Source organism: Streptomyces sp. NPDC001851, assembly GCF_040297165.1.
Lineage (GTDB): Bacteria > Actinomycetota > Actinomycetes > Streptomycetales > Streptomycetaceae > Streptomyces.
Genome location: NZ_JBEOYR010000006.1, coordinates 33,813 through 56,100, shown reverse-complemented (window position 1 = coordinate 56,100; position 22,288 = coordinate 33,813). Strand labels below are relative to the sequence as shown.

Annotated in this window: 20 protein-coding genes and 1 tRNA gene; 8 read left to right on the top strand and 13 right to left on the bottom strand. The window is 72.8% G+C overall.

The genetic code is table 11. The features are described from left to right. Position 1: 1 nt before the first annotated feature. The 6 genes from efeB to ABT171_RS10250 all read right to left on the bottom strand — a co-directional run bounded on the left by efeB (position 2) and on the right by ABT171_RS10250 (position 6,232). Positions 2-1,285: an iron uptake transporter deferrochelatase/peroxidase subunit gene (gene efeB / locus ABT171_RS10275; protein WP_351241873.1), complete on the bottom strand. Its 1,284-nt coding sequence runs from the start codon at positions 1,283-1,285 to the stop codon at positions 2-4. Between the two features lie 8 nt (positions 1,286-1,293). Then, the gene (locus ABT171_RS10270) at positions 1,294-3,213 is read right to left on the bottom strand and encodes a copper resistance CopC/CopD family protein (protein WP_351241871.1); all 1,920 of its coding nucleotides are present in this window, start codon (positions 3,211-3,213) and stop codon (positions 1,294-1,296) included. A 16-nt stretch (positions 3,214-3,229) separates the two neighbouring features. Next, entirely contained in the window at positions 3,230-3,697 is a 468-nt protein-coding gene (locus tag ABT171_RS10265; protein WP_351241869.1) for a copper chaperone PCu(A)C, read from the bottom strand. Then, entirely contained in the window at positions 3,694-4,347 is a 654-nt protein-coding gene (locus ABT171_RS10260; protein WP_351241867.1) for an SCO family protein, read from the bottom strand. Before ABT171_RS10260 ends, ABT171_RS10265 begins: the two co-directional genes overlap by 4 nt. Positions 4,348-4,472: 125 nt before the next feature. After that, complete coding sequence (locus ABT171_RS10255) at positions 4,473-5,207, bottom strand: YcnI family copper-binding membrane protein (protein ID WP_351241865.1); 735 nt, start codon at positions 5,205-5,207, stop codon at positions 4,473-4,475. Between the two features lie 149 nt (positions 5,208-5,356). Next, positions 5,357-6,232, bottom strand: coding sequence for a hypothetical protein (locus tag ABT171_RS10250; protein ID WP_351241863.1), 876 nt, complete (start codon positions 6,230-6,232; stop codon positions 5,357-5,359). A gap of 186 nt (positions 6,233-6,418) precedes the next feature. Between ABT171_RS10250 and ABT171_RS10245 the strand changes: the two genes are divergently transcribed. Beyond that, complete coding sequence (locus ABT171_RS10245) at positions 6,419-6,865, top strand: ATP-binding protein (protein WP_351241861.1); 447 nt, start codon at positions 6,419-6,421, stop codon at positions 6,863-6,865. A gap of 27 nt (positions 6,866-6,892) precedes the next feature. Here the strand turns inward: ABT171_RS10245 and pdxR are convergent, their stop codons facing one another. From pdxR to ABT171_RS10230, 3 genes are all read right to left on the bottom strand, one after another. Further along, entirely contained in the window at positions 6,893-8,263 is a 1,371-nt protein-coding gene (gene pdxR / locus ABT171_RS10240; protein WP_351241859.1) for a MocR-like pyridoxine biosynthesis transcription factor PdxR, read from the bottom strand. A gap of 65 nt (positions 8,264-8,328) precedes the next feature. Then, positions 8,329-9,813, bottom strand: coding sequence for an aminopeptidase P family protein (locus ABT171_RS10235; protein WP_351241857.1), 1,485 nt, complete (start codon positions 9,811-9,813; stop codon positions 8,329-8,331). Between the two features lie 147 nt (positions 9,814-9,960). After that, positions 9,961-11,361 carry a PP2C family protein-serine/threonine phosphatase gene (locus ABT171_RS10230; protein ID WP_351241855.1) on the bottom strand — a complete coding sequence of 467 codons (1,401 nt, stop codon included), beginning with the start codon at positions 11,359-11,361 and terminating at the stop codon, positions 9,961-9,963. A 610-nt stretch (positions 11,362-11,971) separates the two neighbouring features. Between ABT171_RS10230 and ABT171_RS10225 the strand changes: the two genes are divergently transcribed. Both ABT171_RS10225 and ABT171_RS10220 read left to right on the top strand, forming a co-directional pair. After that, positions 11,972-12,658: a bifunctional DNA primase/polymerase gene (locus tag ABT171_RS10225; RefSeq protein ID WP_351241853.1), complete on the top strand. Its 687-nt coding sequence runs from the start codon at positions 11,972-11,974 to the stop codon at positions 12,656-12,658. Between the two features lie 55 nt (positions 12,659-12,713). Continuing rightward, complete coding sequence (locus ABT171_RS10220; protein ID WP_351241851.1) at positions 12,714-13,424, top strand: hypothetical protein; 711 nt, start codon at positions 12,714-12,716, stop codon at positions 13,422-13,424. Positions 13,425-13,665: 241 nt separating this feature from the next. On the opposite strand, the gene ABT171_RS10215 is transcribed toward ABT171_RS10220, so the two are convergent. The 3 genes from ABT171_RS10215 to ABT171_RS10205 all read right to left on the bottom strand — a co-directional run bounded on the left by ABT171_RS10215 (position 13,666) and on the right by ABT171_RS10205 (position 16,456). Then, positions 13,666-14,631, bottom strand: coding sequence for a DUF5926 family protein (locus ABT171_RS10215; protein ID WP_351241850.1), 966 nt, complete (start codon positions 14,629-14,631; stop codon positions 13,666-13,668). Between the two features lie 176 nt (positions 14,632-14,807). After that, positions 14,808-15,359 carry an ATP-binding protein gene (locus ABT171_RS10210; RefSeq protein WP_351241849.1) on the bottom strand — a complete coding sequence of 184 codons (552 nt, stop codon included), beginning with the start codon at positions 15,357-15,359 and terminating at the stop codon, positions 14,808-14,810. Between the two features lie 266 nt (positions 15,360-15,625). Beyond that, positions 15,626-16,456 (bottom strand): glycerophosphodiester phosphodiesterase, encoded by an 831-nt coding sequence (locus ABT171_RS10205; RefSeq protein WP_351241847.1) that lies wholly within the window; start codon positions 16,454-16,456, stop codon positions 15,626-15,628. A 221-nt stretch (positions 16,457-16,677) separates the two neighbouring features. Between ABT171_RS10205 and ABT171_RS10200 the strand changes: the two genes are divergently transcribed. Both ABT171_RS10200 and ABT171_RS10195 read left to right on the top strand, forming a co-directional pair. Then, positions 16,678-18,036 (top strand): S1C family serine protease, encoded by a 1,359-nt coding sequence (locus ABT171_RS10200; RefSeq protein WP_351241845.1) that lies wholly within the window; start codon positions 16,678-16,680, stop codon positions 18,034-18,036. 156 nt (positions 18,037-18,192) lie between these two features. Then, positions 18,193-18,277: transfer RNA gene (locus ABT171_RS10195), tRNA-Ser, on the top strand. Between the two features lie 67 nt (positions 18,278-18,344). On the opposite strand, the gene ABT171_RS10190 is transcribed toward ABT171_RS10195, so the two are convergent. Beyond that, on the bottom strand, positions 18,345-19,217 hold the full coding sequence (locus ABT171_RS10190; protein ID WP_351241843.1) for a bifunctional DNA primase/polymerase: 873 nt from the start codon (positions 19,215-19,217) through the stop codon (positions 18,345-18,347). 169 nt (positions 19,218-19,386) lie between these two features. Here ABT171_RS10190 and ABT171_RS10185 point away from each other — a divergent pair, with 169 nt between their 5' ends. From ABT171_RS10185 to ABT171_RS10175, 3 genes are read left to right on the top strand one after another with little or no spacing between them, the layout of a single operon-like run. Beyond that, a complete protein-coding gene (locus tag ABT171_RS10185) occupies positions 19,387-20,295 on the top strand; it encodes a bifunctional MaoC family dehydratase N-terminal/OB-fold nucleic acid binding domain-containing protein (protein ID WP_351241841.1) in 909 nt (302 codons plus the stop codon). Continuing rightward, the gene (locus ABT171_RS10180; protein ID WP_351241839.1) at positions 20,292-20,690 is read left to right on the top strand and encodes a MaoC family dehydratase; all 399 of its coding nucleotides are present in this window, start codon (positions 20,292-20,294) and stop codon (positions 20,688-20,690) included. Before ABT171_RS10185 ends, ABT171_RS10180 begins: the two co-directional genes overlap by 4 nt. Continuing rightward, entirely contained in the window at positions 20,687-21,853 is a 1,167-nt protein-coding gene (locus tag ABT171_RS10175; protein ID WP_351241837.1) for a lipid-transfer protein, read from the top strand. The genes ABT171_RS10180 and ABT171_RS10175 overlap by 4 nt, the downstream gene beginning before the upstream one ends. Positions 21,854-22,288 lie beyond the last annotated feature (435 nt).

The following is a 22,288-nucleotide window of genomic DNA, read 5'->3' as shown; positions in this document are numbered from 1 at the left end:
TTCACCCTTCCAGCAGCCGCTGCCCCACATACTCGCCCTTCGCCGCTCCGCCCGGCACCGCGAACAGTCCGCTCGCCTCGTGCCGGATGAACGGCGACAGCGCGTCGCCCCGGTCGAGCTTGCGCTGCACCGGTACGAAGCCGCGCAGCGGGTCCGCCTGCCAGCAGATGAACAGCAGACCGGCGTCCGGAGTGCCGTCCGCGTCGAAGCCGTCGTGGTAGGAGAAGGGGCGCCGCAGCATGGCCGCGCCACCGTTCCTGTCGGGCCGGGTGATCCGGGCGTGCGCGTTGAGCGGGACGACGTATCCGCCCTTGGCATCGGCCTTCTCCAGGTCCATCGGGGTCGTCTCGTCGCCCCCGGACAGCGGCGCCCCGTTGGACTTCCGGCGCCCGATGACCGCCTCCTGAGCCGGCACCGACAGCTTCTCCCAGTCGTCCAGGAGCATGCGGATGCGGCGTACGACGGCATAGGAGCCGTTCGCCATCCAGGCGGGCTCGCCCGAGGCGGGCACGAAGATCCGCCGGTCGAAGTCGGGGTCCGCCGGCTTCGGATTGCGGGTGCCGTCCAGCTGGCCCATGAGGTTGCGGGCCGTCATGGGGTGTGCGGTGGCCCCCGGGGCGCGGTTGAAACCGTTCATCTGCCAGCGCAGCCGGGCCGCACCGCCCGCGTCCTTCTGGATCGCGCGCAGGGCGTGGAAGGCCACCAGGGCGTCGTTCGCACCGATCTGCACCCACAGGTCGCCGTCGCTGCGCGCTTTGTCGAGGTGGTCGGAGGAGAAGTCCGGCAGTGGGTCCAGCGCGGTCGGCCGCTGCTTCTCCAGACCGGTCCTGCCGAAGAAGGAGTGCCCGAAGCCGAAGGTGATCGTCAGCGAGGACGGCCCGGCGTCGCGGGCCACATCGGTGTCGTCGTGCGGCGCGGCCTCGCCCGCCATCAGCCGCTCGGCCGTCGCCGACCAGCGGCGCAGCAGCGCCGCTGCCTCCTTGCGGCCCGCGCCCGCCACCAGGTCGAAGGCGACGACATGGCCGCACGCCTGGAGTCCCTCGGTGATACCGGGCTGATGTTTCCCGTGAAACATCGCCCGGTCGGAGCCCACCGAGGTCAGCGGGGTCGCCTGGGCGGGGGCGGAGGCGTACCCCACGGCCCCGCCGGCCGCGCCGAGCACCAGCCCGGTGGCGCCCGCGGTTCCGAGCAGGGCACGCCGGGAGATGCCGTGGCCGCCCGCGGGCTCGGACGCCTCGGATGCCTCGGCCGGTATGCGGGTCTGGGGGATGGACTGGTCGGGCATGGTGTCGTTCAGCCGATCTGCGCGTTCTTGGAGACGGTCACCTGGTCGATGTCGGAGGTCCGCACGGTGACGGCGATCTTCCAGTCGCCGGCCATGGGGATCTGCACACCGCTCGCCGACCAGTGGCCGGTCGTGATGTGGTCGGGGGTCACGGGAAGCGGGCCGATCTTCTTCGCCTCCAGGGTGAAGGCGACCTTCACCTCGGGGATGTCGAAGGCCCGGCCGTTGGGCCGCTGGACGTACACATGCATCTCGTTGCCGCCCACGCGCGCGGGATCGAGGTCGATGCTGACGACACCCTTGCCGTCGGTGCCGCCGGTGTCGAAGGGCATGTCCAGGGTGAGCGCGCCGTTCGAGGGCGCCGTGGAAGAGCTCGCAGAGGACGAGGTGGCGGCCTTGGCCTCCAGCTCGGTACGGCCCGGCTCGGTCTGGGTCAGCCAGGTGGTGACGGCGAGCAGGACGACCGCGACACCGGCCTCGGCGAGCACCGAGCGGCGCAGCCCGAAACGGTTCGGGTCGCCGTCCCGCAGCCGCTTCTGCCGGGCGGCGTCCATCGCGGCCCGCTGCCGGGCGAGCTGGGCGGCGCGCCGGGGGTCTCCGCTGGTCTTGCCCTTGTTGGACTGCTTGGCCGCACCCGAGGTGACCCGTTCCTTCGCGGGCTTCTCGGCTGTGGCGGCGGCCGTGTCGGCGAGCCGGCCCGTCCACCGCCGTGACACCGAGGCGATGCCGACCAGCAGCGCCACCAGCCCGATCTTGACCAGCAGCAGCTGTCCGTACCGGGTGTCGGTGAACGCCGACCAGGAGCCGAGCTGGCGCCAGGACTGGTAGGTGCCGGTCGCGACGAGCGCGACGACGGAGCCGAAGGCCACACGGGAGAAACGGCGCACCGCCGCGGCCTGGACCGGTGTCTCGGCGGGCGCCCGGTACAGGGCGACCAGCAGGGCGGTGAGCCCGCCCAGCCACGTGGCGACGGCGAGCAGGTGGACGACGTCGACCGGCATGGCGATGCCCGGCTGGAGTCCGACCGAGGCGTGCTCGGCCATGGCCCAGCTGGTCGCGAGCCCCGCCGCGACGACCACACCGCCGATGGCTAGCCCGAAGGTCAGATCGCGCTTCTCCTGGCCCTCCTCCCGCTTGGTGTAGGCGCCGAAGAGGACGGCGATGAACAGCGCGGCGGCGGCGAGCAGCAGCAGCCGGGAGACCAGCGCCGCACCGGTCTTGGTCTGCAGCACCTGGCCGAGCAGACCGAGGTCGAAGACGTCGGCGACCTTCCCGGAGGTGGTGTACGCGCCACGCAGGAGCAGCAGCCACAGGGTGGCCGCGGTGAGCGTGAGCCAGCCGCCGACGACCAGCCGTTGCAGGGCCCGTACGCCCGCGCCGCGCTGCCAGCAGGCGAGCACGAAGGCCGCGCCGCCCGCGAGCACGAGGAACCCGGCGTACGAGGCGTACCGCCCGAAGGCGTAGAGCCCGCCCACGACTCCGCCGCCCGCGACCGGCCCGGTGCCGGAGACCACGGTCGGCGAGGGCGCCCCGACGGAGAAGGTGTAGGCGCCCGATACGGGGTGGCTGTCGGCCGAGACGACCTGGTAGGTCACCGTGTAGGTGCCCTTGCCCAGGCCGCTCCTGAGCCGCACGGCGTAGGTCGTCCCGCTCAGGTTGGCGGGTCTGCCGGTCTGGACCGGCTTGCCCCTGGGGTCGAGGACGCGCAGGGAGTCGTCGTTCATCGCCACCTTCTCGGAGAAGGTGAGCGCCACCTGGCTGGGGGCCTGCTTGACCACCACCCCCTGCGCGGGGTCGCTGCCGGTCAGCGCCGCGTGGGCGGAGGCCGGTCCGGCACCCGCGAGCAGTGCGCCGAAGACGGCGAGGAGCAGCAGCACCAGGGTGCGCAGGCTGCCCCGGTGCCGTGTGGGGGTGATGGTCCGCGTCACGTGGTCGGTCCCTCCTTCAGTGGCCGGTCGACGGGTTGTACGTGGCGGACTTCACCGGCATCTCGACGGTGAGGGGCCCGGACTTGGCGAAGGTGAGCTTCACGGTGACCGTCTGGCCCTGCCTGGGCTTGCGCTTCAGCTTCTCGAACATCAGGTGGTTGCCGCCGCTTTTGAACACCAGTTGACCATGGGCGGGTATCGCGAAGGAGGACTTCTCCTGCATGGCGCCGCCCATGGTGCTGTGCATGGTGACCTGGCCGGCGGCGTCACTGCTCACCGCGGTCAGCTCGTCCTTCGCGCCGCCCTTGTTGGTGATCGTCAGAAAGCCCGCGGCCATGTCGGCGGAGACCGGCTGCGGCATGTACGGCCCGTTCACCGACAGCTCGGCCGCCGGGGAGCCGGCCTTCGGCCCGGAGCCCGCGCAGCCGGCGAGGGCGAGGGCACCGGTGCAGACAGCCGCCGTCAGAAGGGTGTGGCGCCTCACGGCTTCGCCCCCTTCGCGATCTTGGGCAGGCCCTTGGCGTAGTCGTCGACCGTGGCGTTCTCGCCGTAGTAGACGTAACCGCCGTCCGTCTTCGGTGAGAAGGCGATGACCTGGGTGCCGTGGACGGAGACGAGCTTGCCGTTCTTGTCCTTCGTCGTCGGCTCCACGGTGATGCCGACCGAGCGGGCAGCGGCCTGGATGGTGGCGAAGTCCCCGGTCAGACCGATGAACTGCGGGTCGATGCCCTTGAGCCACTTGCCCAGTCCGGCCGGGGTGTCACGGCCGGGGTCGGTGGTGACGAACACGACCCGCAGGTCGTTCTGCTCGGCCTTGGGCAGCGCCTTCTTGGCGACGGCGATGTTGCTCATCGTCGTCGGGCAGATGTCGGGGCAGTGGGTGTAGCCGAAGTACAGCAGGGTCGGACGGCCGTGGGTCTCCTTGCGGAGGTCGTACTTCTCGCCGTGCGTGTCGGTGAGGACGAGGTCCGGCTTCTCGAAGGGCTTGTCGAGGACGATGGCGGCCTTGCCCGAGTCGGACTCCTCCGTGACCACGGCGATCGGCGACTTGCCGTCGTTCCCGCTGCCGCAGGCGGTCAGGGTCAGGGTGGCGGCGGCGAGCAGCGCGGCCGCGGCGAACGTCTTCTTGCGCATAGAAAAATGTCCCAGATGGTGAGTACTCCGGTGCGCACCGGGGTCGTACGACAGCCGTGACAACGGCCATGTCAGCGTCGCACGCGTCGTACGGCCCCGGGGCGCGGTCCGGAAGCGGAGGGGGCTCAGGCGGTGCGGCGGCGGCCCGCGAGGACGCCGTAGGCCACGCCCGCGACGCCCACGACGATGCCGGCCACGCCGAGCACGCGCGCGGTGGTGTCGGTGCGGGAGCCGGAGCCGGTGGCGGCGGCCGGGTTCCCGGTCGGGTCGGAGGCGTCCTTGGCGCTCGCCGTGCCGTGGTGGTCGTCGGTCGCGGCGGACAGCTCCAGCACCGGCGCCGGGTTCTCCGGCTCGTCCTGGCCGGCCTGCGGCACCTCGATCCAGCGGACGACCTCCTTGTCGGAGTACGTCTGGACCGCCTTGAAGACGAGCTGGTCGGTGTTGTCGGGCAGGGCACCGAGGGAGAGCGGGAACTTCTGGAAGTAGCCGGGCTGGATGCCCTGGCCGTCGGCGGCGGTCCAGGTGACCTTGGTGACGGCCTCGTCGATCTTCTCGTGGTGCACGGTCAGCGGCTTGGCCAGCTTGGCCTTGGTGACCTGCACGTTCCAGCCGGGGACGGGCTGGGCCATGACCGAGGCGATCGGGTGGTCGGCCGGGAGGCTGACCTCGACCTTGGTGGTCGAGGCCTTGTCGCGCTCGTTGGGGACCTTGAAGTCGACGACCGCGTAGCCGCCCTTGGCCGCGGCGCCCTCCGGCTGCACGGTGACGTGCGCGAAGGCGGGGGCGGACAGCGCCAGTACGGCCGTGCCCGCGACGGCGCCGGCAGCGGTGACACGGGAAGCGATACGGAAAGCCTGCATGACAGGAGCACTCCACTCTGAGAGTTCTGAGGGCGAGGAGAGGTACGCGCACGCGCGCGTGCCGCGCGACGGCGGCAGCCCTCTCCCTCTCGGATCAGCTCGGATCAGCTCGGATCAGCTCGGATCAGTGGAGTGGCGCACGCGTCGCGTCAGGCGGCGAGGAGGAAACCGGCGGCCGGCGGGCCGCGGCGGATCACCGTGTGCTGGAGTGCGAGGGCGTGCGGGCCGGGCGCGTCGTCCCGCGCGCTGCGACGGCCGCGCGGACCGGGCCCGGAGGCGGGGAGCAGCCCGGCGCACAGGACGTGCGCCAGCGCGAGCGCTGCCCGCAGGGACCGTACGAGCGCCCCCTCGGCGACTCCGTGCGCCGACAGCTCGATCAGCCTCAGCAGGGCCAGGTCGCCGCGGCGCAGCAGCCAGCCGGCGGCGACGGCCGCGAGGACGTGGCCGAGCAGCATCGGCAGCGAGGGCAGCAGCCCGGCGGCGGAGCCGGTGGCGTCCTGGGTGTGGTCCATACCGCCCAGGAGGGTGACGGGCCGGCCCGAGCGGTCGATGAGGTGGGCGGCGAACAGGACGTGGAAGGCGCGCCCGGGGGTGAGGGCGGAGGGGTTCGCCCCGCACAGGAAGCGCGCGGCCTGCTCCACGAGCGCGGTGTCGCTCAACGAGGAGCCGCGCGCACCCGGTGCCGCCGTCGCCATGCCGTCCGAGGTCATCCCGCCCGAGGTCATCCCGGCCGAGACCATGGCGGCCCCGTGCTGGCCCAGCCCGAACAGCGTGTGCAGCGCGGTCTGGCCGAGGGCCAGCAGCGCGGCGATGCCCGGCAGCGAGCGGGCCCGCCCGGCGAGCGGCACCACGAGCAGCAGACAGCCGACGAAGCCCGCACCCAGCGTCCACAGCGGCAGTCCCGCGCAGGAGGCGAGGGTGTGTCCGCACGCGGACAGCGCGACACAGACCGCGGCGAACACCGCGGCCCGCAGGATCCGGAGCCCGGCTCCGGGGCGCGCCGTGCGCGGGTGGGGGGCAGTCATGGCGGCCTCATCATCCCACTGGGCTTATCGGCGCCCTACGGCAGGGCCGTGGGAACGTCCCTCATACACCGATTCCTCCCCCGGCGCATCGGCTGTATGGGCGGAGTCACGTCAACGGTGTGCTTACGTCCCCCTACGGGCGGCAATACGTATCGGTATGTCGAGCCGCGGCCAGGAGGCTGGAGCATGAGCATCTGGTGGTCTCTCCATTTGCGCCGCGAGGCCGCGAGCGTGCCGCTCGCCCGGCGGCTGCTGATCGGCACCATGGAGACGGCGGGCGTCGACCCCGAGATCTCCTACGATCTCTCCGTCGCCCTGAGCGAGGCCTGCGCGAACGCCGTCGAGCACGGCGGTGGCGCCCCGAACGGCGGCGCCTCGGAGGCCTATCGGGTGACCGCGTATCTCGACGGTGAGAAGTGCCGCATCGAAGTGGCCGATTCCGGACCGGGTTTCTCCCGCGCCGCTGAGATCCGGCCCGCCCGCCCGGACGCCGAGCACGGCCGCGGCCTCTGTCTCATCCGGGAACTCGCCGACCACGTCCACATCGGCGCGAAGCCCGGCCGCGGCGGCACGGTGGTCAGCTTCGACAAGATCCTCAAGTGGAAGAAGGATCCTTCACTGCTGACGGCATAGGGACGGACCCGGTCCTGTGAGGGCCGTTCACCCCGTGTCCAGCACCTTCGCCAGCACCTCCAGCGCCTCCGGGTACGCGCGTTCACGGGGCGTGCCGTAGCCGACGACGAGGCCCTGCGGCCTGCCGGGGCCGGGGGCATGCCAGTGGTCGCCCAGGGCGCCCAGCGCGAGGCCCTCCGCCTCCGCGCGGGCCAGCGCCTCGGCCTCGTCGGGCACGTCGATCAGGGCGTGCAGGCCGGCCGCGACGCCGTGCACGCTCCGGCCCGCGCCCAGCCGGTCCAGCAGCTGGTCGCGGCGGCGCCGGTAGCGCAGCCGGCAGGCGCGGACGTGCCGGTCGTAGGCATGGCTGTCGATCAGTTCGGCCAGCGCCAGCTGCCCGATGGTCTCGGTGTGGTGGTCGCTGTGCAGCTTGGCGTCGGCGACCGCGTCGACCAGGTGCGGCGGCAGCACCATCCAGCCGAGCCGCAGCGCCGGGCCGAGCGTCTTGGAGGCCGTGCCGAGGTACACCACCTGGCCGGGCGCCATGCCCTGCAACGCGCCCACCGGCTGGCGGTCGTAGCGGAACTCCCCGTCGTAGTCGTCCTCGACGATCAGCCCACCACGCGCGCGTGCCCAGTCGCCGAGCTCCCGTCGCCGCTCGGGACGCAGGGTCACCCCGGTCGGGTACTGGTGCGCCGGGGTGACCACCACCGCGGCCGCCTCGCCCAGCTCCCCTGGGCGCACCCCGCGCGCGTCCACCGGGACCGGCAGGACCGTTCCGCCGTTGCGCCGCACGACCTCCCGGTGGAACGGCAGTCCGGGGTCCTCCATGGCGACGGCCGCGCCGTCCAGCACGCGCGTGAGGAGCGCGAGGCCCTGCACGTACCCGGAGGTGATGACGATCCGCTCCGGCGGCGCGAGCACCCCGCGCGCCCGGCCCAGATAGCCGGAGAGCGCCGTGCGCAGCTCGATCCGGCCGCGCGGGTCGCCGTAGTCGTACGCCAGTGAGGGCGCCGTCGCTATGGCCCGGCGCAGCGCGCGCAGCCAGGCCGCCGCCGGGAACGCGCCGACGTCAGGGCTGCCGGGGCGCAGGTCGAAACGCGGGGCACGCGCGTGTGCGTCGGCCTGCGGCGCCTCGGCGTCGAGCGAGGGGGGCAGCGAGGCGACCCGGGTGCCCGAGCCCTGTCGCGCCGTCAGATAGCCCTCGGCCACCAGCTGGTCGTAGGCCGCCTTCGCCGTGCCCCGCGAGACACCCAGTTCGGCCGCGAGCCGCCGGGTCGCCGGCAGCCGGGTGCCGGGGGTGAGCCGGCCGTCCCGCACGGCGTCCCTGAGGGCCCGTTCGAGCCCGGCCCGGCGGCCGTCCGCCGAGTCCGGCTCCAGATGCAGATCGACGCCGACACCGGACCAGAAGTCCTCCACGAAAGCCTCCCCCTAGGCATGTGCATGGCCGGGCACCGTACGGGTGCCCGGCCATCCGTGTCCTGTCAGCCCTTCAGCGAGGCCATCCACGCCTCCACCTCGTCGGAACGACGCGGCAGACCGGCCGAAAGGTTCCTGTTGCCGTCCTCCGTGACGAGGATGTCGTCCTCGATCCGCACCCCGATCCCCCGGTACTCCTCCGGCACGGTCAGGTCGTCGGCCTGGAAGTACAGCCCCGGTTCGACGGTGAGCACCATCCCCGGCTCCAGGACACCGTCCACGTACGTCTCGGTCCGCGCGGCGGCGCAGTCGTGGACGTCCATGCCGAGCATGTGGCCGGTGCCGTGCAGGGTCCAGCGGCGCTGCAGGCCCAGCTCCAGGACGCGCTCGACCGGGCCCTCGACCAGGCCCCACTCGACGAGCTTCTCGGCGAGCACGCGCTGGGCGGCGTCATGGAAGTCGCGGTACTTCGCGCCCGGCTTGACCGCCGCGATACCGGCCTCCTGGGCCTCGTACACGGCGTCGTAGATCTTCCTCTGGAGCTCGCTGTACGTGCCGTTGACGGGCAGCGTGCGCGTGATGTCGGCGGTGTAGAGGGTGTGCGTCTCCACGCCGGCGTCGAGCAGCAGCAGGTCGCCGGAGCGGACCGGGCCGTCGTTGCGGACCCAGTGCAGGGTGCAGGCGTGCGGGCCGGACGCGCAGATGGAGCCGTAGCCGACGTCGTTGCCCTCCACGCGCGCGCGGAGGAAGAACGTGCCCTCGATGTAGCGCTCGGACGTGGCCTCGGCCCTGTCGAGGACCTTCACGACGTCCTCGAAGCCGCGCACCGTCGAGTCGACGGCCTTCTGCAGCTCGCCGATCTCGAACGCGTCCTTGACCAGCCGGGCCTCGGAGAGGAAGACGCGCAGCTCCTCGTCGCGCTCGGCAGTGACCTTGTCGGTCAGCGCGGCCTCGATGCCCGCGTCGTAGCCGCGCACCACGCGCACCGGGCCGGTGGCCTCGCGCAGCTTGTCCGCCAGCTCGCGCACATCGGCGGCCGGGATGCCGTACAGCGCCTCCGACTCGGCGAGGGAGTGACGGCGGCCCACCCACAGCTCGCCCTGGCCGGAGAGCCAGAACTCGCCGTTCTCGCGGTCCGAGCGGGGCAGGAGGTAGATCGTTTCTTCGTGTCCGTCGTCCTTGGGCTCCAGGACCAGGACGCCGTCCTCGGTCTGGTTGCCGGTGAGGTAGGCGTACTCGACGGAGGAGCGGAAGGGGTACTCGGTGTCGTTCGAGCGGGTCTTCAGGTTGCCCGCCGGGACGACCAGGCGCTCGCCCGGGAAACGGGCGGAGAGCGCGGCGCGGCGGCGGGCGGTCTCGGCGGCCTGCGGGATCGGCTTCAGGTCCCGCTGCTCGGTGTCGGCCCAGCCGGACTTCATGTTCTCGGCCAGCTCGTCGGAGACGCCCGGGTACAGGCCGTTCTTCCGCTGCTTGATGGGCTCCTCGGACTCGGTCTCGGGGCCCTCCGCGGTAGCGGTGTCGGGCACGACCGGGTTGAGCTCGTCGGACACGTGATCCTCCTCGATACGCCTGGTGATCTCCCCCGGGGCCCGCGACGCTCCTGCTTGTGGCCGAGCGGGGACCTCCATCATCGTACGGTCGTACCGGGAGCGGGCCGGGGCCGGATGCCCTGTTATGCCCGGTCATTCCAGGCGGGCTCAGTCGAAGCAGGCCGCCAGCAGCACCACGTCCTCCTCGCTGTCGGCCGTGTCCAGGCCGTCCGGCAGGACGGTGCGCAGGACGTGGTCGGCGACGGCGCCGGGGTCGTGCCGCACCGCGCGCGGGATGCTCGCGGCGGCCGAGTGCAGCCGGGCGAAGGCGCGGTCCATCGAGTCGCCGGTACGGTGCAGCAGCCCGTCGGTGTACAGCAGAACCGTCTCCCCGGCCTCGGCCTGGATCTCCACGCTGGGCGCCTCCCAGCAGGCGAGCATGCCCAGCGGTGCGGAGACGGAGGTCTCGGCGAACTCGGTGCGCCGCTCGCCGATCAGCAGGGGCGGGCTGTGTCCGGCGCCGGCCAGGGTGACCTTGCGCAGCGCGGGCTCGCAGTAGGCGAACAGGGCGGTGGCCGAGCGGGCGGGCTCGGTCAGCCGCAGCAGCAGCTCCAGGTCGGACAGGACGGCGACCGGGTCCTCGCCCTCCATCACCGCGTAGGCGCGCAGCGAGGCGCGCAGCCGGCCCATGGCGGCGACGGCGCTCGGCCCCGAGCCGGTGACCGAGCCGACGGAGAGGCCGAGCGCGGCGTCCGGCAGCGGCAGCGCGTCGTACCAGTCGCCGCCGCCGCGCGGGCCGGTGCGGCGGCGGGCGGCGAGCTGGACGCCGGGCACCCGGGGCAGCCGGGTGGGCAGCAGCTCCTCGGCGAGGGTGGCCGCGCACGCGCGCGTGCGTTCCACTTCCAGCAGCCGGGCGAGGTGTTCGGTGGCGTGCCGGACGTAGAGGCCGGCGAGGTGGCGCCGGCGCTCGTGGGGTTCGGCCGGCTCGTCGTAGAGCCAGACGGCGGCGCCGAGGCGGCCGGCCGAGTCGGTGGCGAGGGGCAGGCAGTAGCTGGCGGCGTAGCCGAGGCGGGCGGCCACCTCGCGGTGCCGGGGGTCCAGGCCGTCCTCGGCGAACAGGTCGGGGTGGACGATCTCGGCGGCGGCGCCGGTGTCGTACGGCAGCGCGCCGCGCGGGACGGTCTCGATGTGGCCGAGGTCGGCGCGGCCGAGACCGAGGCCGACGGTGGTGCGGGGGCCGAGTCCGTCGCCGGGTTCCAGGGCGGCGAGGCCGCGGCGGGCGCCGACGAGGGCGGCTCCGGCGCGCAGCAGCTCGTGGAGGGCGCCGTCCAGCGTGTCCGTGCGGGACAGGCGCTCGGTGAGTTCGTGGAGGGTGGTGAGGTCCGAGACCCAGCCGGCCAGCCGGTCCTGGAGGACGGTGCCGGGCGCGGGGGTGTGCGGGGCGGGGACCGGAGGGGTCCCTGGTGAGGGGGCGGCGCCGGGGGCGGGGGGAGCCGGCGCGACAGTGTGGGCGGACGTGGAAATTGTGGGATCGATTCCAGCCACTTTCGGAGGGTGCGGGGCGTTCATGGCGTCCGGCCTTCAGACCGGTGCGTATTGCTGAAAAGCATCGCAAACCCCCATGTCATTCTGCGCCGCTGCAGTGTCTCCACATGTACACGCACTCGTGAGGGGATGTCCAGCATTGTCCTGCGAGGATTCCTGGTGTCCATGGGGTGGGCGAGGGTTTCTTCCGAACCCCTTGCCTTACTGCCAAGTTGGCTTGAAACTGCCTCGGGTATCGGTTCATTGCGGTCGACTGGCACTGCTCCACGGAGCGTCACAGCGGTCGTGATGGGTACGTACTCGGAGAAGGCCAGGGGTGGTTGGGGGCTACCCGGAACCTGGCGACGGACCCGGGCGTCATAGCCACCGACGGCCGAGCCCCATCCTCCCTGGCGGAGGCGGAGAGAACCACGCGCGACGGCAAAACGCCATACTTCGCCACCCCCGCGACGCACCCGTGCTTTTGATGGACGCACCACGGACGCGGACGCGGCCCATGCTCGACCCCTTGGGGTTCCCCCTGCCGTACGCGGGGGTGTGATGCGCCAACAGGTACGCACAGTGAAGTGATCGACACATGTTGTGATGTGGACCACGGTGTTGCCAGCGGTGCAACGGAAAGGAACGAGCGCTCATGCGCGAGATCCTCGGAAGGCGACGCAGGCTCCTGTCCAGGCGGGACGACGGGAAGCCCGGGCGGAACGACAAGAGGCCTGAGCTGATCGGCGCGGCCCTGACCTTCGCGACCGAGTGGCAGTGGCCCGTACTCCCGGGCGTGGCCCCCGACCCGCAGGGACGGGCGCGCTGCGCCTGCCCCGATCCCGAGTGCGCGGTGCCCGGTGCGCACCCCTTCGACCCCGGCCTGCTCACGGCCACGACCGACGCGCGCATGGTGCGCTGGTGGTGGACCAACCGGCCGAGCGCGCCGATCGTCCTGGCCACCGGAGGCAGGGCGCCCTGCGCGGTCAGCCTGCCGGCGCTCGCCGCCTCGCGCGCCCTGGCCCTGCTCGACCGGCGGGGCATGCGCCTCGGCCCGGTGATCGCCGCGCCGAACCGCTGGGCACTGCTCGTCAAGCCGTACTCCCTGGAGCAGCTGGGCGAACTGCTCTACGCCAAGGACTTCGTCCCCGGCTCCCTGCGTTTCCACGGCGAGGGCGGCTATCTCGCCCTGCCCCCGTCCGAGACCGGCCAGGGCGCCGTCCGCTGGGAGCGCGCCCCGCTGCCGGGTTCGGCCGCGCCCTGGGTGCCCGATGTGGAGGCCGTGGTCGACGCCGTGGTCGACGCCCTCACTCGTACGGGTGTGATCGCACCCGAGTTGTAGGAGTCTGCGGCACGGTCGTGGCGGGCGAGCCCCACCCGATCGTTATCTTCCGCACATGCTGCGAATTTCTGGGGGACATGCCCGTCGACACTCCGGGCGGCACGGCCGTAGATCGCCACAGCGCGGCGGACCGGAATCCCACAGGCTGCGGCTGCTCGCGCTCTTCGGCGGCGTGACGGCCGCGGTCGTGCTGCCGCTGGCGGTGGCGTCCGCGGTGCAGGTGGGCGAGGCGGCCCGGCACGCGACGGCTGCAAAGCCGCACGACGGCGAGAAGGCGGGGCGACAGAAGGCCTCGGAAGGCGAGGACGGTGCCGGCTCCCGCGAGGACGGCACCGCGATCGCGGACGGCAAGATCCTGCCGTCCGGCGGGGCACCCCGGCTGCTCGGGCTGGGCCTGGACACCGCCGCGCGGTGCGGTCCCCAGCTCACCTCCCCGGACGGCGTCGAGGCGCAGACCTGCGTACTGACCCAGGGCGAGGACACCTGGGCCCGCACCTACTACCGCAACACCACCGGCAAGCCGCTGGACTCCGTGCTGAGCCTGATGGGGCCGGACGGCCGCACCCTGCAGATGCGCTGTGTCACCAGTGCGGACGACGAGCCCGCCACCTGCGAGACACCCCGTCGGCACAGCAAGGGCGGCCCGGACGCCTACACGGCCGTCACCGAGTTCGCCTCGCGTGGAGCCGACGGTGCCCTGCTGCTGCGCGCGGGCAGCGACTCGGCGGACACCGACGGCAACTCCGTCATCCAAAAGGGGAGTTGACGGTCCGCGGCGCGTGGTGCGCCGTACGCGGAGATGGAAAGACCCGGTTGCTGGCGACGGGGGATGCACCAGCAACCGGGCTACTGGAACGGTAACAAGAGATCGGCGGTTCGCAAATTCCGCATCGGTCATTCGGCCACCGATTTCCCTGCCGCAACGGGGAGTTGTGACAGGAGTCACCTGGTGTGCGGGCCGCGTCCCGCCTTACCGACCGTTCAGTCGCGGCCCCGCGCGCATGCCGTCAGCTGAGCGTGACCTGCCGGTTGGTCAGTCCGCCGCGTGCCCGGCGCTCGTCCGCCGTGAGCGGCTCGTCGGCGGCCAGGGCGGCGGCGAGCCGCTCGGCGAACTCGGCGGCCGGCTTCTCCACGTCCTCCGCCGTGACCCCGCTCGGCAGGTCCCAGACCGGCACCGTGAGGCCGTGAGCACGGAAGGAGCCCACGAGCCGGGTGCCCTCGCCCAGGCTGGAGCGGCCCGCCGCGTGCAGGCGCGCGAGAGCGTCCAGAAGCTGCTCCTCCGGATGCGGCATGACCCAGCGCAGGTGGTTCTTCTCCGGGGTCTGGCACCAGTACGCGGCGTCCACGCCGGTCAGCTTGGCCGTCGGGATGGCGGCGGCGTTGGCCCGCTCCAGGGAGGCGGTCACCTCCGGCGTGGCGTTCTCCGCGTCCGGCACCCAGAACTCGAAGCCGCTGTGCACGACCGGCTCGAACGGCGCGTCGAGGTCGAGCAGGTCCTGCAGCCGCGGACCGCCGGACGGGGCGCGGCGGCCCTGCACCGGGGTGCCGGGGTCGGCCTGGAGCGCGCGCTGGAGGATGTCGGCGAGGTCGCGGCTGAGGTCGCCGGACGCCGTGTCGTTCTGCAGGCCGAGCAGCACCGAGCCGTCGTCGCGGCGCAGCGCGGGCCAGGCCATCGGCAGCACCGTGGCGAGAGTGACCGAGGGAACGCCCTCGGGCAGGCCGTCCTTGAGGGTCAGCCCGGCCGTCGCGGCCGGCACCAGCTCGCGCAGCGCCACCCAGTCGCACTCGCCGGGCAGCCCCTCGAACGGGCGCTGCACCAGCTCGGTCGCCGCGTGCGCCGCGGCCCGGCCGTGGCACGCCTTGTAGCGCCGGCCGCTGCCGCAGGGGCAGGGCTCGCGGGCGCCGACCACCGGGACCTCTGCATCGCTGAGCTGCGGCCGCTCGGCCTTCGTCTGGGGTCGCTTCTTGGCCATCGTGGGTGTCTCCCGGTTACGGCTCTTCTCGTACGTGCGGGAGCCTAGCCGTTCGGGCCGTGACCGGCGGGAACCTGTGGACAACGCACGCCCGCTGGACGCCAGGGGAGTGAACCTGTGGACAACCCCGGGTGTGCCGCGGCCCGGTCCGGGGTGTCCCGGTCCGTGAAGTCCCGTCAGTCCAGGTCCTCGAAGGCCTTGCTGAAGTCCAGGCCGGCCAGGTCCGGCAGCGCGGGGGCGGTGACGCGCGTAGCGAAACCGTCCGGGCGTCCCCCGGCATCGGGATCGTGCACGTCCTCGTGGACCACCACCCAGACCGTCACCTCGCCGTGGGCGTCGTCCCGGACGCCCCAGTCGTCGGCGAGGGCGGTGATGATGTTCAGCCCGCGGCCGCCGTGCGCGGTCACCGACGGGGTGGCCGGCGCCGGCCGGGTCGGACCGCCGCCGTCCGTCACCTCGACGATGAGCCGGCCGCGCGCGTCGACCCGCCACGCGGCGCGCACATCGCCGTCGCCCGACAGCGCGTCGCCCAGCGGCCGCCCGTGTTTGCAGGCATTGCTCAACAGTTCCGAAAGGATCAGTACGGCATCGTCGATGACCGACTCGGCCACGCCCCCGCTGCGCAACTGCGCGCGCATCCGGTGCCGCGCCTTCCCCACGCCCGCAGGGCCATGGGGTACGGCCATGCTCGACGACGTGGGCACCTCCTGTGCCACCACCAACGCCACCCCCGAGACCTCCTTTGCCCCACGCCACGGTGTGGATGCCCCATTGGCCTGTACCGGAAACCGGCCAACCCGCTTCCGGTGACGCGTTCGCAACATGCCTGTACGGAGCGAACGCGCCGGAGCACTCGCTGTGACGAAGGCCCTTGCCTCGGGTCGTCGTATGGCTGTCGTATGGCTGGATTTCATTGCCGGGGCCGAGAGGGAGAATCCAGCAGCCGCACAGCCGGGTCAAGGCATGTGCACAGCTCTTTACCGGTCTCTTGAGGTCACACGCGCCCCAACTGGCGCAGGACGGCGCCCGGCCGGTTGGTGATGATGGCGTCGACCCCCAGTTCCACGCAGAGATCGACGTCCTGGGGCTCGTTCACGGTCCACACGTGCACCTGGTGACCGGCGTGTTTCAGCCGTTCCACGTAGGTGGGGTTGTTGCGCACGATGCGGATCGAGGGCCCCGCGATCCGCACGCCCGCGGGCAGCCGCCCGTCACGCAGCCGCGGGGTGAGGAACTGCACCAGGTAGACGGTCGGCAGCGTGGGCGCGGCGGCACGCACGCGGTGCAGCGAACGTGCCGAGAAGCTCATGATCCGGACCGGTGACTCGGCGGCGGAGGCCGGTGCGTCCAGGCCGAACCGCTTCAGCAGTGACAGCAGCCGCTCCTCGACCTGGCCCGCCCAGCGCGTGGGGTGCTTGGTCTCGATGGCCAGCTCCACCCGCCGCCCGGCGTCCGCGACCAGCTCCAGCAGCCGCTCCAGGGTGAGCACGGAGGTGTCCGCGGGGTCCTCCGGACGGGACACCCAGTCGGGCTCCTCGTCCCGCCCGCGCCAGGCCTCGCGGGTCTTCCAGGAGCCGAAGTCGAGGGCGGCGAGATCGGCCAGTTCCAGCGCGGAGACGGCGCCGCGGCCATTGGAGGTACGGTTCACCCGCCGGTCGTGGACGCAGACCAGATGGCCGTCGGCGGTCAGCCGTACGTCGCACTCAAGGGCGTCGGCACCGTCCTCGATCGCCTTCTTGTAGGCGGCCAGGGTGTGCTCGGGCGCGTCTTCGGAGGCGCCTCGGTGGGCTACGACCTGCAGGGAGCGGTGTGGTGCGTGGGTCACCGCGTCATGGTGCCACCGTCGCGGGGTACGCGTGGCGGCGCGGACGCGTCCGTGCGGCGAACGACGCCATCCACTCTGATCATTTATATAACTTTTGCCTGAATAGTCTTATATAAAGAGAACCCCCGGACCCACAGCCACCGCTTATCGTGCTCTGACGGCCCGTGGGAAAAGCTGACTGCATACAACGGGACAACAGCCGTGGATCGAGGAGAAGAGCTGTGAGCACCGAGAACGAGGGCAACGAGGTACCCCCGGCCCCGTCCGCGCCTCCCGCGCCGGTGGCCGCTCCCGCCTCCCCGCAGGGCCCCGCGCCCGAGGCGCAGGCGGGCCCGGCCGGCGCGCCGCCCGCCCCCGGCCCGGCCCCCGACGGCTCCTGGCCGCCCCCGCCGCCGGCCACCCCGCCGTACGGCGACGGCGCCTGGGGAGCGTCGTACCAGCAGCCCGGCCCCAAGCCCCGCAGCGGGCGCGGCGGCCTCGTCGCCGCGGTCCTGGTGGCCGCGCTGGTCGCGGGCGGCCTGGGCGGCGGCCTCGGCTACACCCTGGCCAAGGACCACGACAGCAGCGGTTCCACCACCGTCTCCGCCTCGGACGGCAGCGCCGCGCAGGTCAGGCGCGCGCCCGGCACGATCGCCAACGTGGCCGCCAGGGCGCTGCCCAGCACGGTCACCATCGAGGCGGAGAGCTCCAGCGGCGAGGGCGGCACGGGCACCGGCTTCGTCTTCGACAAGCAGGGTCACATCGTCACCAACAACCACGTGGTGGCGGACGCGGTGGACGGCGGCAAGCTCACGGCCACGTTCCCCAACGGCAGGAAGTACGACGCCGAGATCGTCGGCCACGCGCAGGGCTACGACGTCGCCGTCATCAAGCTCAAGAACGCCCCCTCGGACCTCAACCCGCTCCCCCTCGGCGACTCCGACAAGGTGGCCGTCGGCGACGAGACGATCGCCATCGGCGCGCCCTTCGGCCTGTCCAACACGGTGACGACCGGCATCATCAGCGCCAAGAACCGCCCGGTGGCCTCCAGCGACGGCAGTGCCACCAGCAAGGCGTCGTACATGAGCGCCCTGCAGACCGACGCGTCGATCAACCCGGGCAACTCCGGCGGCCCGCTGCTGGACGCCTCCGGAGCGGTCATCGGCATCAACTCCGCGATCCAGTCGAGCAGCAGCGGCGGCTTCGGCTCCGGCCAGTCCGGCTCGATCGGCCTGGGCTTCGCCATCCCGATCGACCAGGCCAAGTACGTCGCCCAGCAGCTGATCAGGACCGGCAAGCCGGTGTACGCCAAGATCGGTGCCTCCGTCTCGCTGGAGGACTCCACGGACGGGGCGAAGATCACCGACAAGGGCGCGTCCGGTGCCGCCCCGGTCGAGTCGGGCGGCCCGGCGGACAAGGCGGGCCTCAAGCCCGGCGATGTGATCACCAAGCTGGACGACATGGTCATCGACAGCGGCCCGACCCTGATCGGCGAGATCTGGACCCACAAGCCGGGCGACAAGGTGACGGTCACCTACAAGCGGGACGGCCAGGAACACACGGCGCAGCTGACGCTGGGGGCACGGGTGGGCGACAACTGACCCTGCGGAGGGCACGCACGCGGGGGCCGCGCGTGGCGGCGCCGTTCGCCGCCGGGCGTCGGGACCGGTTTCCGGCGTCCGGTACGGCCCACGCCGCCCGCGCGACGCCCGATCCCGGTACGCTGTACCCGCTCCGGCCCAGGTGGGCGGGGCCGAGGTGGGTTGCCCGAGCGGCCTAAGGGAACGGTCTTGAAAACCGTCGTGGCGCGAGTCACCGTGGGTTCAAATCCCACACCCACCGCTGATGCAGGGAAGGGGCGCCTCCGAAGGGGGCGCCCCTTCCGTGTGCCCGGTCGTCCTTCCGCTGGTCAGGGCCGGTGGCCCGTCATCCGTGCCGCCGAGGCGATCGTCGCCCGGGCCTCGCGTTCCGACAGGCCGGTGCCCCGGGCCGCCTCGGTGAGCGGGTCGGCCAGGGCGGGGCCGATGCCGTTCTCGTAGGCGCGGCAGGCCGCCCAGAACAGGCGGGTGTTGCGCTGGCCCTCGTGTGCGGAGAGGACGAACTGGACCAGCCCCCGGCCGTGGTCGCCGTGGTCGGGCGGGCCCGGGTGCGGGGGCCGGGGCGGGGGCACGAGCAGGCGCAGCAGAGAGGGCGGGCAGGGGGCCGGGGGCAGGTGCGCGGTACCCGGGGCGGTTGCGTACACGCCGTGGTCGGTACGGGAGCCGGGGCCCACGAGGTAGCCGCCGGCGCCGCGGATGTCGATACCGGGGGCGAGACGGCCGGCGGAGTTCGGTACGACGACGTCCGGCGGGCCGGTGAGCCACAGGTGCCGCCCGCCGCTCGGGGTGTGCACGACGACCGTCTCCGGAAGGGTGAACAGGTGACGCAGGGCCAGTTCGCGCAGGGCGGCCGGGGAGTCGGTGCCGGACTTGGTGTCCAGGTCGACGCCGATCAGGTGGTACGGCGGCAGCCCGCAGGCGATGCCGTAGCCGGTGGCCCAGGGGGCGGCGGCGAACAGCTCGCGGATGCGGACCGGGTCGGTCGAGGCGTCGTACACGCCGTGGCCGAAGCGGCCGCACTCGCCGTGGCAGCGCGCTCCGGCCGGGCCGGGGTCGTCGCGGTGGGGGGAGCGCAGGGCCGGGAGCTTCGTCCGGGACAGGGGGATGACGGCCAGGCCGCGTTCGGCGGCTGACAGGGCGTGTGCGAGGGCCAGCGTCGTGGCCTGCCGGTCGGTGGTGGCCATGACTCCATGTTCGTACGCATGTTCGAAAAAGGGAAGAGGGGGCAGCGGTGACGCCGCGCGGCAGCGCCGCCGCACGGGCGCCTTCCGGACCTTGACACCCGCAGGTATCTGACGGACAGTCAGAAACCGGTGTCGCGGTGACGCGGCCCGGGATGGCGAGGGGGCGGCTGTGAGCACGGCAGATGCGGCGTCCGACCCGCTCGGCGCGCGGCTCAAGGCGTACGAGGGGCGGCCGGCCGCCGTCGACGGGGTGGGCAAGGACCCGGTGAACGCGCCGATGATCCGGCACTGGTGCGAGGCCATGGGCGACACCAGCCCGGCCTACTCGGGCCCGGACGCTATCGCCCCGCCCGCCATGCTCCAGGCCTGGACGATGGGCGGCCTGTCCGGACACGAGGGCCGCACGGGCGCCTACGACGAGCTGCTGTCCCTCCTCGACGCCTCGGGCTGTACGGCCGTGGTGGCCACCGACTGCGAGCAGGAGTACTTACGGCCCCTGCGCCCGGGCGACCGGATCACGTTCGACTCGGTGATCGAGTCGGTCTCCGGCCGCAAGACGACGAAGCTCGGCACCGGGTACTTCATCACGACCCGCACGGACATCCGGGTCGACGGCGACCTGGCGGGCGTACACCGCTTCCGCATCCTCAAGTACGCCCCGGCCCGCCGGGAACACCCGGCCCCGCGTCCCCGCCCGGTGGTGGGCCGGGACAACGCGGGCTTCTGGGAGGGGGTGGCCGCCCGCCGGCTCCTCATCCAGCGCTGCACGGGCTGCGGCACCCTGCGCCACCCCTGGCTGCCGGGCTGCAACGCGTGCGGCTGCCTCGACTGGGACACCGTCGAGGCGAGCGGTGCGGGGACGGTCTACTCGTACGTGGTGATGCACCACCCGCCCTTTCCGGCCTTCCAACCCCCGTACGCGGTCGGCCTGATCGAGCTCGCCGAGGGGGTGCGGATGGTGAGCAACGTGGTGGGGGTGCCGTACGACAAGGTGCGCATCGGGCTGCCGGTACGGCTCGAATTCCAGGCCTGCGACGAGGAGTTGACGGTGCCGGTGTTCCGGGTGGTGGAACGGTGAGGGCCGGGGAGCAGCTGCCCCCGCTGGAGATCCCGGTGACGCGGACACTGATCGTGGCCGGGGCGATCGCGTCGCGGGACTACCAGGACGTCCACCACGATGCCGAGCTCGCCAGGCAGAAGGGCTCGCCGGACGTCTTCATGAACATCCTGACGACGAACGGTCTGGTCGGCAGGTACATCACGGACCACTTCGGCCCCACGGCGGTGCTCCGCAAGGTCGCCATCAGGCTGGGGGTGCCCAACTACCCGGGGGACACGATGGTGTTGACGGGCAGGATCGAGGCGGTCGACGGCGACACCGCCACCGTACGGGTCGTCGGCGCCAACGCCCTCGGCAGACATGTGACGGGCACGGTGACGGTCACGGTCCCGGGCCGGGAGGACCGCCCATGAGCGTGCGCGACCGCGACAGCCTGGCCGGACGCGCCGCGATCGCCGGCATCGGGGCCACCGAGTTCTCCAAGGACTCCGGGCGCAGTGAGCTGCGGCTGGCCGTGGAGGCGGTACGGGCCGCGCTGGACGACGCGGGGCTGGCGCCGGCGGACGTGGACGGGATGGTCACGTTCACGATGGACACCAACCCCGAGATCACGGTGGCCCAGGCGTGCGGGATGGGGGAGCTGTCCTTCTTCTCCCGGGTCCACTACGGCGGCGGCGCGGCCTGCGCGACCGTCCTGCAGGCGGCGCTCGCGGTGGCGGCGGGCGTGGCCGAGGTGGTGGTCTGCTACCGCGCCTTCAACGAGCGGTCGGGCCGCAGGTTCGGCGCGGGCGTGCAGCACCGGGAGCCCTCCGCGGAGGGCGTGGCGCTCGGCTGGGTGCTGCCGTTCGGGCTGCTCACCCCGGCCTCCTGGGTGGCGATGGCGGCCCAGCGGTATCTGCACGCGTACGGGCTGACGCCGGAGGTGTTCGGGCACGTGGCCGTGGTCGACCGGAAATACGCGGCGACGAACCCGGCGGCCTACTTCCACGGCCGCCCCATCACACTCGCCGACCACGCGGCCTCCCGCTGGATCGTGGAACCGCTGCGGTTGCTGGACTGCTGCCAGGAGACCGACGGCGGGCAGGCGATCGTCGTCACGTCCCTGGAGCGGGCCCGGGACCTGCCGCAGCCCCCCGCCGTGATCGCGGCGGCCGCCCAGGGAGCGGGCCGGGCGCAGGAGCAGATGACCAGCTTCTACCGGGACGATCTGACCGGCCTGCCGGAGACGGCCGGGGTGGCCCGCCGGCTGTGGCGCAGCTCGGGTCTCGGCCCGGCCGACATCGATGTGGGGATCCTGTACGACCACTTCACGCCGTTCGTGCTGATGCAGCTGGAGGAGTTCGGCTTCTGCGGGAAGGGGGAGGCGGCCGGCTTCGTGGCCGAGGAGCGGCTGCCGCTCAACACCCACGGGGGGCAGCTCGGGGAGGCGTACCTGCACGGCATGAACGGCATCGCCGAGGCGGTACGCCAGCTGCGGGGCACGGCGGTGAACCAGATACCGGGAGCCGCCCGGACCCTGGTGACGGCCGGTACCGGAGTACCCACGTCGGGCCTGGTCCTGACGAGGGACGGCTGACCCGCGGGGCGGCCCCGCACTCGGCCCCCGCTGCCGCACGGGCCGGACCGCCCCCCGAGTCGCTGCTCGCCGTGCCGGTTCCCACCGCCGTCGCCGGCCGGCGGGTCGGATCGCCTGCGGGGTCGCTGGCAGGGTGGGGCCGGCCGTGGAGTTGCCTGTCGGCGGGCCGGATCACCTGCGGAGTCGCTCGCCAGGCGGGGCCCGTTCCGGAGTTGGCGGTCGGCGGGCCCGGGTCTCACTCGGCGGATCCGTCCCGAAGGCGCCGGACCCGCGGTTCAGGTGCCGCTGACCGGTACCCCGATCGGCGCCCCGGGGCTGGGGCGGCCGGTGGGCGGAGCCACGGGTGATCGGTGGGGAGTCGGGGTCGTACCCGTAGAGCGGGTGCGTCGGCCGTCCACCTTCAGGAGGTGGAGTCAGCCCCACCCCTACAACCTG